This window comes from Ferdinandcohnia jepli (genome assembly GCF_047246645.1).
Taxonomy (GTDB): Bacteria; Bacillota; Bacilli; order Bacillales; family Bacillaceae_L; genus Ferdinandcohnia.
Genome location: NZ_JBFOKR010000008.1, coordinates 44,821 through 58,445 on the forward strand (window position 1 = coordinate 44,821; position 13,625 = coordinate 58,445).

A 13,625-nucleotide genomic window follows, 5' to 3' on the forward strand; every position below is an offset into this window, starting at 1 on the left:
TCACCTAATCTCACAATGGAAATAGTAGTTTCACTCCAAATGCTAGTAAAATACTGCCCCCTAGAGCTTCGCTATATTTACCTAACCATGTTTGGACCTTTCGTCCAAGTAACAGTCCCACCCAAGTTAAAACCATACTGACAACTCCAAACATGAAAATGACGACAATTGTTTTTGCTCCGTAAATTCCTAACGATAAACCTACCGAAAAACTATCTAAGCTAACACTTAATGCAAATATGAGCAAACCAAATCCAACAGGAGTAATCAACCGTTGGTCATCATCCTTAAAGGAAGAAACAATCATTTGCAAACCTAAAAGAAGTAGTAACCCTCCACCTGCATATGTAGCAAAAACTCCAAATTGCTCTGATAAAAAGTCACCGATTATCAAGCCAACTAGAGGCATCCACATGTGAAAGATACCAATTGTTACCCCTATGAAAAAAATTTGTTTTAGCCTTAGCTGAATCATTCCCATTCCAAGTCCTACGGAAAAAGCATCCATTCCTAAGGCAAATGCCATGATAAATAATGTTAAAAACTCTCCAGCCATTGCAGCGATATCCATCTTCTACCTCCTCGGACTTGCCTATTTCAACATATGCATGTACCAAAAAAAATAGAAGAAGATTTATTTTTATTCCTTAATGATTTGATGCCCCGCTGCTTTGGTAAGTCTATTCATAATTGCCTGCCCAATTCCTTCATTAGGAAAGCTTTCACTAAAAATAATTTCAATGTTACTTTCATCAAAAGAACGAAGCACATCGTATAATTGATTTGCCACCGTAACTAAGTCCTGACGAGAGCCACAAGCAATCACTTTATCTGCCTGATACTCATTCTTACTTTCACTCGTAGTGAGAACGCCAACCCTTTTACCTTGTTCCTGTTTTTCCTGTACAAGTGTTTGGATATATTCTTTTGAGCCGTTAACGATAATAAGTGGAGCCTTTGGTGCATAATGAGTATATTTCATCCCAGGTGACTTAGGTGCTTGTCCCTCTTTAATAAGAGCTTGGTCAATCTCTACCCTTCCACACACTTCTTCCAACTGTTCCTTTGTAACCCCGCCTGGACGTAAAATCACCGGCACATCACCTGAACAATCAAGAACAGTGGATTCAAGTCCTACGCCAGTCGCACCACCATCAATAATCCCCGCTATTTTACCTGTAAGATCATGAGTAACATGTCTCGCATGCGTTGGACTTGGTTTCCCTGATAGATTTGCACTTGGAGCAGCTAACGGAAGACCAGAAGTTGTAATCAAGGCAAGCGCGATCGGATGGTCAGGCATTCTAACCGCAACCGTATCAAGCCCCGCAGTTACCCTTTCAGAAACGGCATTCTCTTTTTTCTTTAAAACAAGTGTTAAAGGTCCTGGCCAAAATGTATCTATTAACTTGTTCGCGAGCTGAGAAATATCTTGTGCAATTTCGTTTAACTGCTCTTTTTGGGATATGTGGACAATCAGTGGATTATCACTCGGACGTCCTTTTGCTTTATATATTTTATTCACAGCATCATCAGAAGTAGCGTTTGCACCTAACCCATACACTGTTTCTGTTGGAAAAGCGACGACTTCATTCTGTTTAAGAAGCTCTGAAGCTTCCTTGATTTGTGGATAATGTTCTAAATCTTTCATACCTTTATCCACAACCCATTGTTTTGTATCCATTTACTGCAACTCCTATAATAAATTTCTAAGAAACCCTGTATTACCAAGACTCTTTTTATTATCACAATATAGAAAAGTATAGAATTTCAATTCATAGAAAACAAGTATTATCCACATTTTGTGGATAAAAACTATCAAAAAGTGGATAACTTTGTGGATATACCCAATTTTGCCACGAACTATCTCCATATAAACAATATTACCAAAATAAAAGGATCTGCCCAGCCTTACATAGTTTCACTGTACTTCCTTATCTCAGGCACCAAACCTATCCACATTTTCCACAAACCCCACAATGGTGCCTGACACCCTAAAAATACAAATACCCCAAATTGTCCACCTCTGGCGGACATTTCGGGGCGTCTAAATATAGAATATGCTCATTGTATGTTTTTTACCCTAACTCACATTTGAAATCATAAACTTTGGTTCTGTTGTTTCAAAGAGTTGGGTAATATGGTTTGAAGTTTTAATATGCTCTGGTAATTCCTCGGTCACAACTTCACTAAATCCCAGCATTGCAAAGAACTGAATGGATGCCTGTTTGTTTGTTGCTAGGTATAAGTGCTCAAGCTCCTTATGTTTTGCTAGTGAAATAGCACTTTTAAACAATGTAAGTAGATTGGTTTGTTCTACCTTTGATGTTATGACAAGTGAACGTAACAGACCATCTCTTTCAATACGCTCAATACCCAAAGTAGCTACAAGATTCTTTTCTTCATCTTCCATTAAAATAAAGTGGTCGATCATTGAATCGATTCCGATCGTGCTGACATCTGCTTTTTGCAAAAAATCTTTCACAGTCTCAATATCTTGTTCATTCGCAGTTCGTATTTGTTTCATATCCTCTTCACCCCATCAAGTAGTTTTCTACTACCTACTCTATGAGCCGTATGAAAAAATAGAACCAAATACTAGATTTTAGCTAAATAAGTTAGTAAAAAATTCTACTAAGAAGAACTTTACTTCCACCTCTTCTTTATCTTCTTTTTTCTCTTTTTTCTCTACTTCCGCTACCTCTTCAACTTTTACGTCTTTTCCTTCTTCATCAGATGCCTTAACCGCATCTCCTGTTGAGAAATCTAGAAAGCAAAGTGGAGGGAATAACACACACCACCAGTTTGCACCTTTTGCTTCACCCAATGAAATGAGAATAGCTTCATACTCACCCGCAGGATATAAAAAGTTCCCATATAGCTTCGTTGGAAACTGAACATCACTACCATAGTTAACAGTAAACGATTGATTACTATTTTCTTTCTCTAAAACTTCCTCAACGATTTTCTCGATTTCTGGTAATCTCTCTTTTATTAGATCTCTTGCTGCTTGGATAGAAGTAAGCTCCTCTACCCAAACGGTAATTTCTTTATTTACTTCATCTCGAATTTTTCGTTTTAAGGTCTGGTCTTCTTCTGAATCACTATTTGCTAAAATGCGAAGGCGAATTGCTTCATCCGGTATCATCACTGGACCTTCTGCACTTGTTTGATCTATAAAAAAATGGCTATTTGCCCCTATTAATAATAAAAAGATAAATGAAATGATTGCGTATTGTTTTTTCATTTTCTAGCACCGTCCCTTCACTACACCATTGTGGACAGGAATTCTAATTCTTAAACTAGTAAAGTGAAAAAAATCTAGTAAACTATAATTTTTCAATAAAATGTAAAGTTCACTTTACAAAATGTATAGTTGACCTTACAATGAGTGTATAACTAATTGGAGGAAATTGTAAATGGAGATTAGAAACCGGGTGAAGGAGCTACGCGCAAAACATAATTTTACACAGGGCGCACTAGCTGAGATGGTCAATGTAACACGCCAAACAATTGTTGCCTTGGAAAAAGGAAGCTACATTCCTTCACTTTTACTCGCTATGAATATTGCCCGAACCTTTCAGTTGCCAGTTGAAGAAATCTTTTATTTGGAGGATGAAAAATGAGTGTATTTCGTAATGTTTTGTATTCAGTAATTTCGTTACTATTATTTGGCTGGGGTTTATCCACAATGTATTATGCACAAATGGACTTTGCAACGATTGTAAAAAGCAATCAAGAACCACCTTGGTTCATTGAGATTAATACAACACCTATTTTTGCAACAATACTAATCGGAACTATTTTTGCATTAGTAACGTATCCAAAATTAAAAAGAAAACGTAAGACCTGGAAAAGAGTCCTACTACTTCCTACTGAATTTGTAGAGGGTGACGAACGGGAAAAGGAACTAACAGCGAAGGCTTGTAGAGCATCTTATATAAGCATGTGGTACGCGTTTCCGATTCTAGCTAGCCTACTTCTTCTGTACCCGTTTATCTCTGACATCGTACCTTATTACCCAATCATTCTTTTTCTGCTTTTTCCATTCGTACAAATTGTTGTGTATTTTATTTCTTGGAAACGAAACTATTAGCTCTACCTATTAAGAAAAGCGCGAGCGCCTTGGTCAGCCCCGACAAGCGCTGGAACCCTGACGAGGAGGCTCGAAAAAAAGCAAAGCTTTTTTCCTGCGGGGATTATCCTCACGAAGCATTCCTTAGTGTTGCCGCCGCAGGAGGGGTGAAGCGACCACGAGGGGCTAGGCGCTGGCGCTAGACAGCAAAACTAAGTTAAATACTTTATACTTTCTTATCTCATAAAAATAGCCTGGACTCACATCCAGGCTCACTCTTAAAAACCAATTTCCGCATAAACCATTCTATCTTTTCCATTAATATCATCCACAACTTCTACGGTTGCTTGTGGATATGTTTCTCTCAATAATTTAGCAACTGCTTCACCCTGTCCAATTCCCACTTCAAATGCTACAAGTCCTTGCGCTTTTAATACCTGTGGAATTTCCATCATAAAGCGTCGGTAAAAATCTAGACCATCCACACCACCAACTAGCGCTCTAATCGGCTCATGATCCTTAACCACTGTGGATAATGTTTCAATATCCTTCTCTGGAATATAGGGAGGATTTGAAACCACCACATCTACTTTTTTTCCTTTTTCAATCAACGGTTGAAGTAAATCACCTTCAAAAAATGTAACAGATGCACCTAATTTTTTAGCATTTTCCTTTGCTACCTCTATTGATGCCGGCGCTATATCAACGGTCATAACATCAAGATTTTTATTTTCAAGTGCTAGTGAGATGGAAATCGCTCCACTCCCAGTCCCCACATCAACAACCTGCAAACTCTGTTCCGTTCCACATAAACGAGAAATACGTGATAAAACCCCGAGTACTAATTCTTCTGTTTCAGGTCTTGGAATAAGGACTTCCTCATTTACCAAGAACCTGCGACCATAAAATTCTTCATATCCAATAATATATTGAACAGGTACTCCCTCACCAACCAGCTCAAGTGCCTTTAAGAACTCCATTTTAACAGACTCATCCAAGGCCTCTCGCATCTCAGCTAACAGCTGGGCTCTACTTAACCCAAGATAATGACATAAAAGCAACTCACCGATATTTGTGTCCCGACCTTTTTCCCGTAAAAAAGAAGAAGCCCAATTGAGGGCTTCGTATATCTTTTGAAAGCTTTTCATTACTCTGCTTGCTCCATTTTTAACGCTTGGTCTTCCATGATAAGAGCGTCAATCACTTCATCTAGCTTACCAGTTAGAATTTGATCAAGCTTTTGGATCGTTAACCCAATTCGGTGGTCGGTCACACGGTTTTGTGGGAAATTGTACGTACGAATACGCTCTGAGCGATCCCCAGTTCCAACCGCCTGCTTACGGTTTTGGTCGTATTCCGCTTGTGCTTCTCGTTGGAATTTATCATATACACGTGCACGTAATACCTTCATTGCTTTTTCTTTATTTTTAATTTGTGATTTTTCATCCTGACAGGAAACCACTGTTCCAGTCGGTAAGTGTGTTAAACGAACTGCTGACATTGTGGTGTTAACACTCTGTCCTCCAGGTCCACTTGAAGCAAAGGTATCAACACGAATATCCTTTTCATGAATTTCTACCTCAACCTCTTCTGCTTCTGGTAAAACAGCAACTGTTGCAGTCGATGTATGGATACGTCCACCTGACTCTGTTTCAGGAACACGTTGAACTCGGTGCGCACCATTTTCAAACTTCAGACGAGAATAGGCACCTTTACCATTAATCATAAAGATAATCTCTTTATAACCACCAACGCCTGTAGAACTAGCTTCCATAACCTCTGTTTTCCAACCATGAGTTTCTGCATAACGGCTGTACATACGGTATAAGTCACCAGCAAACAAGGCTGCCTCGTCTCCACCAGCCGCACCACGGATTTCCATAATAACGTTCTTATCGTCATTAGGGTCCTTTGGTAGTAATAAAATGTGTAAACGTTCCTCAAGAGCTTCAATTCGCTCTTCAAGTTCGCCAATTTCCTCTTTTACCATTTCACGCATTTCGGCATCAAGCTTTTCTTCAAGCATCGCCTTTGCATCGTCAAACTGTTCCTTGACTTCTTTGTATTCTCTATATGCTTCAACAGTTTCTTGTATATCGGATTGTTCCTTTGAATAATCACGCAGCTTAGTCGTATCATTCACAATATCTGGATCACTTAATAATTCATTCAGCTTCTCATAACGAGCCTCTACAGCTTCTAAACGATCAAACACGTTCTTCACCTCAAAATTTAGTCCATAACATTCTAATTATAGTATAGGGTACCCAACCCGTCAAAGCAAATCACCAAAAATCATTCCATCCCCTATCCACATTATTCACAGTATCCCCAATGGTGTCAGGCACCACAAAAAGACATTTGTCCTCTCCAGAAAGACACCACTAGAAATTTGTTGTCGAAGTGAAGGAATTTTGTTGGATTGGTTCTTTCTTTGACGAATGTGTGCTAGTTTTGTCTTGCTTGAAGGATTTTTCAAAAATTAGGAGAAAAGATATATATCAACTAAATTTTATTGGGTAGCCATGGTATGCTTCCCTTATATATATTTGATTGTTGACGTTGGTGATTATAAGTACACTTGGAAAGGGAGTGGAGGAGTTGAATACAGCTGAGTTTGCCAGAAAGTTAGGAGTTTCACCTAAAATGGTACGGAAATGGATTAAGCATTTACATATACCTTGTACAAAAAATGAATATGGCCACTATGTATTTGAAGAAAATGATCTCCCGTTTTATAAAGAAATAAAAAATCAAGTGAAATCTGGTATCCCAACGGATAAAATAGATATAAAGGCGCTACAACCACGAAAGGGGACCGTACGGAAGATGCTCCATGTTTCAGACAAAACAATTGAGGACAAGCTTGCCGAACTCTTGGAACGCGTTAAGCAAAATGAGAAATGTATTGAAAAAAAGGCGAGCGATGTTGTTTCCTATCAACTACTACAACACCGTAAAGAAATTGATGAACTACAGCAAAAGGTTCGTTATTTAGAGGAATATATTCAGCAGCTTGAAACTGAAAGAAGAGAGGTAAAGAAAGAATTGCCTGTCGTTCTTGAAAAGGTGGACAAGCCAAGGAAACGAAAAAGGATGATTAGTTTTCTTACTTAAAAGATCAGATGGGATTCCATCTGGTCTTTATTTGTGAGGATTCGAGAAGTTCCAAAACAAAAAGCACCCCACCGGGAGTGCTTATAATTTCATCGTACTATTTTGAACAAATGATTGTACAATTGGTTTACCTGGTACTTCATGATGATGGCGACAGCGTGGTTCGTAAGATTCTGATGCACCTACAAGGATAACTGGATCATCAAAAGAAGCAGGGCTTCCATTAATTAAGCGTTGTGTTCTGCTTGATGGAGAACCGCAAACAGAGCATACCGCTTGTAGCTTTGTAACTGTTTCTGCTAGAGATAACAACTCCGGAACTTTTCCGAAAGGTTCGCCACGGAAGTCTTGGTCTAAGCCAGCCACAATTACACGGTGACCTCGGTTTGCTAATGCTTGTACAACTTCCACAATTCCATCGTCAAAAAATTGTACTTCATCAATTGCAACCACATCTGTGTTAGCTGAAACATCTTCTAGGATATCAGTTGATTTTGCAACTGGTTTCGCATCAAATGATGTACCATTGTGAGAAACTACTGCTTCTGCAGCATATCGGTTGTCGATCCTTGGTTTAAAAACCTGAACGGTTTGTCTTGCAAATTGAGTTCGACGTACACGTCTAATAAGTTCTTCTGATTTACCTGAAAACATGCTTCCGCATATTACTTCGAGCCAGCCAGTTTGCTTCATTACGTACATGAAACGGCCTCCCTTTCCTCGGTTGTTTCCCACCTGAGTCAATTGATTGACCGCAAATTAGAGGATTTTGTTTTAGAGTTTATTAAAAATGGGGTAATAATGTATATGATTGCAAAAACACGCCTTGGAATTAATCTAGTCCGAGGCTTCACTTCGGGGTGTAACACCGAATAAATAAGTAAAAAGTAAGTATATAAGTACAAAAAACAGGCAAGGAGTAAAAACTTGCCTGTTTTGGCTGTTAAAAACGGAATTATTTAATACCGTATTTTTTATTGAATTTATCTACACGTCCACCTGCATCAGCGAACTTCTGACGGCCTGTATAGAATGGGTGACACTCTGAGCAAACCTCAACGCGTAACGCTTCTTTTACAGAACCAGATTCAAATTCGTTTCCACAAGCACAAGTCACCATAACTTTTTTATAGTTTGGATGAATTCCTGATTTCATTTTCGTCTCATCTCCTTCCGCCCTGAATCATTTATCGAAAAAGAGTTACGTCCAAGAATTTAGTAAGATTGCATGTACAATCTCAAATATCTCAAACGCACATGATGAAATTATAACAAGTGAAGCTTATATTTGCAACTCAATCTGAACGTATTTACACAATAATCCGCAACAAATTTCTTCCATCCGTAACAAAACGAAGGGAGAGTTCGGATTGTCTATTGATTTCTTCTCGCCTGAGCCGCTTTTCTCTCAGCTTCAAGTACTTCAAAAAACTCCGCATTTGTTTTTGATTGTTTCAGCTTACGTAAAAATTTCTCAGCAAAGTCAGGTGAATCTGACATCGCTTTACGGATTGCCCAAATTTTATCAAGTTTATCTTTTTGAATGAGAAGCTCTTCTTTTCTTGTTCCTGAACGACGGATATCAATTGCAGGGAAGATACGACGTTCTGCTAGAGAACGATCTAAGTGAAGCTCCATATTACCTGTACCTTTAAATTCTTCATAAATGACATCATCCATACGTGATCCTGTATCAACTAAGGCTGTAGCTAAAATGGTTAAGCTTCCGCCTTCTTCAATATTTCTCGCCGCACCGAAGAAACGCTTTGGACGGTGGAAAGCAGCAGGGTCTATACCACCTGATAATGTACGTCCACTTGGAGGAATAACAAGGTTATACGCTCTAGCAAGACGTGTAATACTATCCATTAATATGATAACATCTTTTTTATGCTCAACCAGGCGCATTGCTCTCTCAAGCACTAGTTCAGCAACCTTAATATGATTTTCTGGAACTTCGTCAAATGTTGAACTTACTACATCACCAGCAACTGAACGTTCAATGTCAGTAACCTCTTCCGGACGCTCGTCAATTAACAACACAATAAGCTCGGCTTCCGGATTATTAGTTGTAATGCTATTTGCAATTTCTTTAATAAGCATAGTTTTACCAGCCTTAGGAGGTGCAACAATTAGTCCACGCTGCCCAAAACCAACTGGAGCTAAGATATCCATGATTCTTGTTGAGATATAGTTTGGTGTAGTTTCTAGAATGACTTGACGATCTGGATAAAGTGGAGTTAGTCCAGGGAAGTGAACACGCTCTTTTGCAGATTCAGGGTCATCTCCGTTTACTGCTTCAACATGCAGTAAGCCGTAGTATCGCTCATTTTCTTTTGGAGGACGTACTTTACCTGATACCTTATCACCATTTCTTAAATCAAAACGACGAATTTGGGATGCTGAAATATAAATGTCCTCTGAGCTCGGAGAATAGTTGATCGGACGTAAAAATCCAAAGCCTTCCGATTGGATAATTTCCAGGACACCTTCCATAAATAAAAGTCCATCTTGTTCAGCTCTTGCTTTTAAAATAGCAAAAATAAGTTCCTTTTTCGATAGCTTGCTGTAATATGAAACCTTGTATTCGCGAGCAAGTTCATATAGTTCTTTTAATTTCATGTTTTCTAAACTAGATATTGTAATACTCATTCGTACACCACTCTTTAATTTTTTAAAAAATAGATTTAACCTGTTCCTAAAATGCTCTTTTCATTGATTAAATAATGAATTCTTCCACCAAGGTTCGTTTCTATGTAGGCACTATTTTATGTAAGGCAGACAACAACGAAGACGAAACATTTTACTATAAAAATAAAGATGGAATGAATGTAGATAAAGAAGCATTATGAGGGTTACTTTGAAGTTTTCATATAAGTCGTTTTTTCGCGGTACTTTTTCTCTTTGTTTTTGGTAGATGGTTACCCTAAATGAAATGGAAAATAGAAGACCATAGAGATGTCCTTTTTATTTTACCCTATAATCTCTTTTTTAATCAATACTATTCTTTAGATAGTGTTATTAAGAATTCTTTTTCTTATTGAAAAACCCTTATTTGTAATAGTGTGTATTACAGAGTTTGGTGATTTCCGCTCCTGGCACTCGCTTTCCGCGGGCGGACCGTGAGCCTCCTCACTGAAATGCTGAAGCGGCTTGGTCAGAAACGAGGAAATTGGAGACTCCGACAAAAGAGGCGTCTTTTGCCTCTGGCGGAGGAGTTGAAATTTCTCGAGTTTCTAGCCGCTGAAGCTAGACAAGTCGCATGCTCCTGCGGGGTCTCACTTGGTCACGCTATTCCCGCAGGACTTTGAGAGGCTCCTTTGAATTCTCCCACGCACGAAGAAAATGCAAAGCATTTTCGAGGAGTCTCGTGCCATGCGCTACAATCACCTTGTTGTTGATAACATTAATAGCTACAGTTTTTTTGTAAAATCAAGCTTCACCTTAGGGAACTATTATTTATGCAAACAAAGAAAAGCGAGTTCTCCCACTCGCCTCTTATTCTATTTAATTACTAGATTTGGCTTTTTCTTCAGGCTATGTCTTCCATCGATAAAACGAACTGTGCCTGATTTTGCACGCATAACAACTGAGTGCGTCGTGCCAATTAAACCTTTAAATTGAACGCCACGTAAAAGCTCACCATCAGTTACACCTGTCGCTGCAAAGATTGCGTCATCTCCGCTTACTAAGTCCTCCATGCGAAGAACCCGGGTTACGTCTAGCCCCATTTTTACACAACGAGCAAGCTCTTCATCATTCTGAGGCACTAGCTTCCCCTGGATTTCTCCTCCAAGACATTTTAAGGCAACAGCGGATAAAACGCCTTCTGGAGCTCCTCCGGAACCAAATAAGATATCAACACCAGTATGATCGAACGCGGTGTTAATTGCACCCGCCACATCACCGTCATTAATAAGCTTAATTCTTGCACCCGCTTCACGTAATTGCGAAATAATATGTGCATGTCGCGGTCTGTTCAAAACAGTTGCCACAACATCTTCTATATCTTTGTTTTTTGCTCGAGCGACCGCTCGTAGATTATCTATAATTGGCGCATCAATATCAATTAACCCAACAGCTTCTGGACCAACTGCAATTTTATCCATATACATATCAGGTGCATGAAGCAAGTTTCCATTATCTGCAACCGCTAAAACAGACAATGCATTCCAGCCACCAGAAGCTAAAATATTAGTACCTTCTAATGGATCGACTGCAACATCCAATCGAGGTCCATAACCAGTTCCTAACTTTTCTCCTATATATAGCATTGGAGCCTCGTCCATTTCTCCCTCTCCAATTACAACCTGCCCCTTCATAGGGATTGTATCGAACACATCTCTCATTGCAGATGTTGCAGCACCATCAGCCTCATCCTTTTTTCCGCGCCCCATCCAGCGTGCTGATGCCAACGCCGCTGCCTCGGTAACACGGACTAGCTCCATCGATAAACTTCTCTCCATGATAAACCTTCCCCCTCTAGAAAACCAATGTATTAATAAAATATGTAACATCCTAATCAAATGCGCCATAGCGTATTTGCGCCCGATTTTTTTCGAACTTGCTCGATAGAGTGAAACTTAATCAGTGGTGTTTTTCCACTGATTATTAGTTGAACTAATCAGGCTTTTATTGGCAGTTTGCCCCAAGGGCTTACTGCCAGTTAACGCGTGAAAAACTTCCTCTGAAAAATCGTGGCATCCGCCGGAGGCTTTAACTTTATTCAGTGGGGATTGAACATATATTATATAAAATTCTGATTTCGTTTCACCCAGCATCTATAAATACAGCGAATTCCATGAATAAAATTAAATGTGTTATACTATTTAGTGTACACGAAAAACCCCACTATTGTAAGTGGGGTTCTGTAATTTTGTTATCATATTTTACAAAAAGGTTATACTATTTCGTTTCAGGTTAACACATTAAGAATTTTGCACTTGTTCAATTTCTTCCTCAGTTAAGCTTTCACGCCAAATTGTAGCTCCAAGGCCAGTTAACTTTTCTTCAAGATGACTATAACCGCGATCAATATGTTCTAAGCCGGTAATTTCAGTAACACCTTCAGCCATTAAACCAGCCACAACAAGTGCCGCACCTGCGCGTAAATCACTTGCTTTTACCTTAGCCCCTTGTAATTGAACAGGACCGGTAACAATAGCTGATCTGCCTTCCACCTTGATTTGAGCACTCATTCTTCGAAGTTCATCGATATGCTTAAATCGTGCTCCGTAGATCGTATCCGTAACAACACCTGTACCACTTGCTTTTGTTAAAAGAGAAGTGAACGGTTGTTGAAGGTCGGTTGGAAAGCCCGGGTAAACAAGGGTTTTAATATCAACCGCTTTAAGGTCCTTACGTCCAGCAACCCAAATTTGATCGTTGCTTGTTTCAACTGTAACTCCCATTTCTCTAAACTTCGCGATAAGTGATTCAAGGTGAAGAGGAATAACATTGTCAATCAATACTTCGTCACCCATTGCAGCACCTACAATCATGTACGTGCCAGCTTCGATACGGTCAGGAATAATCGTATGACGACAACCTTGCAGGGAATCAACACCGTCAATTCGAATGACATCTGTACCTGCACCCTTAATTTTCGCACCCATACTTGTTAATAATGTCGCAACATCAATAATTTCTGGCTCTTTTGCTGCATTTTCAATAACAGTCCGACCCTTTGCACGCACAGCTGCTAACATGATATTAATTGTTGCCCCAACACTAACTACGTCCAAATAAATTCTAGCACCGCGTAATTCATCTGCACGAAGATAAATCGCACCTTGTTCATTTGTAACAGTTGCACCTAGTGCTTCAAATCCTTTAATATGCTGGTCGATTGGTCGTGGACCTAAATGACAGCCACCAGGCAAACCAATTACCGCCTTTTTAAAGCGGCCAAGCATTGCACCCATTAAATAATAAGAGGCACGCAGCTTTTTAACTCTTCCATTTGGTAATGGCATTGAAACGATATTAGAAGGATCAACGTAGATTTCTTCTTTATTTATACTTACATGGCCACCTATTTCTTCTAATAGGTCCCCTAAGATTTGAACATCTGAAATATCAGGTAAGCCTTCAATTGTAACTGGCGACTCTGCTAATATGGTTGCTGGGATAAGAGCAACAGCACTATTTTTAGCACCACTGATTTTTACAGAGCCTTTCAATGGATAACCGCCTGCTATTTTAAGTTTTTCCATATGTGTCTCCCTTCTGCGAAGATGACGGTTTTGTAAGGGAAACTTGAATTACCTCGATCTGTTCCCTTTTCACGTACATATTACACTTCACTCTGGTGGTATATTTTAACATTTATTTTATTCAAAGCTGTACGAGTATTAATTTCTAGTTTACACGAAAATCATAAAATCATGAAACATTTTAAAGCTTTTTTCAAAAACAATTCATCCCACCTATG

14 protein-coding genes are annotated in these 13,625 nt (G+C 39.1%); 3 read left to right on the forward strand and 11 right to left on the reverse strand.

Translation table 11 applies throughout. The features are described 5' to 3' along the window. Positions 1-10 precede the first annotated feature (10 nt). The 4 genes from AB3M96_RS09825 to spoIIR all read right to left on the reverse strand — a co-directional run bounded on the left by AB3M96_RS09825 (position 11) and on the right by spoIIR (position 3,247). Positions 11-571, reverse strand: a complete 561-nt coding sequence (locus AB3M96_RS09825; RefSeq protein ID WP_412967426.1) for a manganese efflux pump MntP — start codon at positions 569-571, stop codon at positions 11-13. A 69-nt stretch (positions 572-640) separates the two neighbouring features. Continuing rightward, positions 641-1,684 (reverse strand): L-threonylcarbamoyladenylate synthase, encoded by a 1,044-nt coding sequence (locus AB3M96_RS09830; protein ID WP_412967427.1) that lies wholly within the window; start codon positions 1,682-1,684, stop codon positions 641-643. Positions 1,685-2,083: 399 nt separating this feature from the next. Then, on the reverse strand, positions 2,084-2,527 hold the full coding sequence (locus AB3M96_RS09835; RefSeq protein ID WP_412967428.1) for a GNAT family N-acetyltransferase: 444 nt from the start codon (positions 2,525-2,527) through the stop codon (positions 2,084-2,086). A gap of 78 nt (positions 2,528-2,605) precedes the next feature. Next, positions 2,606-3,247 carry a stage II sporulation protein R gene (gene spoIIR / locus AB3M96_RS09840; protein ID WP_412967429.1) on the reverse strand — a complete coding sequence of 214 codons (642 nt, stop codon included), beginning with the start codon at positions 3,245-3,247 and terminating at the stop codon, positions 2,606-2,608. A gap of 172 nt (positions 3,248-3,419) precedes the next feature. Between spoIIR and AB3M96_RS09845 the strand changes: the two genes are divergently transcribed. Then, positions 3,420-3,626 carry a helix-turn-helix transcriptional regulator gene (locus AB3M96_RS09845; RefSeq protein ID WP_412967430.1) on the forward strand — a complete coding sequence of 69 codons (207 nt, stop codon included), beginning with the start codon at positions 3,420-3,422 and terminating at the stop codon, positions 3,624-3,626. Next, positions 3,623-4,096: a hypothetical protein gene (locus AB3M96_RS09850; RefSeq protein WP_412967431.1), complete on the forward strand. Its 474-nt coding sequence runs from the start codon at positions 3,623-3,625 to the stop codon at positions 4,094-4,096. Before AB3M96_RS09845 ends, AB3M96_RS09850 begins: the two co-directional genes overlap by 4 nt. A 257-nt stretch (positions 4,097-4,353) precedes the next feature. Here the strand turns inward: AB3M96_RS09850 and prmC are convergent, their stop codons facing one another. Together prmC and prfA are read right to left on the reverse strand one after the other, a co-directional pair. Beyond that, positions 4,354-5,223, reverse strand: a complete 870-nt coding sequence (prmC, locus tag AB3M96_RS09855) for a peptide chain release factor N(5)-glutamine methyltransferase (RefSeq protein ID WP_412967432.1) — start codon at positions 5,221-5,223, stop codon at positions 4,354-4,356. After that, entirely contained in the window at positions 5,223-6,290 is a 1,068-nt protein-coding gene (gene prfA / locus AB3M96_RS09860) for a peptide chain release factor 1 (RefSeq protein ID WP_412967433.1), read from the reverse strand. Before prfA ends, prmC begins: the two co-directional genes overlap by 1 nt. A gap of 386 nt (positions 6,291-6,676) precedes the next feature. On the opposite strand from prfA, the gene AB3M96_RS09865 reads away from it, so the two are divergent. Then, complete coding sequence (locus tag AB3M96_RS09865) at positions 6,677-7,192, forward strand: helix-turn-helix domain-containing protein (RefSeq protein ID WP_412967434.1); 516 nt, start codon at positions 6,677-6,679, stop codon at positions 7,190-7,192. Between the two features lie 81 nt (positions 7,193-7,273). On the opposite strand, the gene AB3M96_RS09870 is transcribed toward AB3M96_RS09865, so the two are convergent. From AB3M96_RS09870 to murA, 5 genes are all read right to left on the reverse strand, one after another. Continuing rightward, the gene (locus tag AB3M96_RS09870) at positions 7,274-7,894 is read right to left on the reverse strand and encodes a thymidine kinase (protein WP_412967435.1); all 621 of its coding nucleotides are present in this window, start codon (positions 7,892-7,894) and stop codon (positions 7,274-7,276) included. Positions 7,895-8,147: 253 nt separating this feature from the next. Beyond that, positions 8,148-8,348: a 50S ribosomal protein L31 gene (gene rpmE / locus AB3M96_RS09875; protein ID WP_412967436.1), complete on the reverse strand. Its 201-nt coding sequence runs from the start codon at positions 8,346-8,348 to the stop codon at positions 8,148-8,150. A 218-nt stretch (positions 8,349-8,566) separates the two neighbouring features. After that, positions 8,567-9,844: a transcription termination factor Rho gene (rho, locus tag AB3M96_RS09880; protein WP_412967437.1), complete on the reverse strand. Its 1,278-nt coding sequence runs from the start codon at positions 9,842-9,844 to the stop codon at positions 8,567-8,569. An 851-nt stretch (positions 9,845-10,695) separates the two neighbouring features. Continuing rightward, positions 10,696-11,658 carry a class II fructose-bisphosphatase gene (gene glpX / locus AB3M96_RS09885; protein ID WP_412967438.1) on the reverse strand — a complete coding sequence of 321 codons (963 nt, stop codon included), beginning with the start codon at positions 11,656-11,658 and terminating at the stop codon, positions 10,696-10,698. Between the two features lie 462 nt (positions 11,659-12,120). Next, complete coding sequence (gene murA, locus AB3M96_RS09890; RefSeq protein WP_412967439.1) at positions 12,121-13,407, reverse strand: UDP-N-acetylglucosamine 1-carboxyvinyltransferase; 1,287 nt, start codon at positions 13,405-13,407, stop codon at positions 12,121-12,123. Positions 13,408-13,625 lie beyond the last annotated feature (218 nt).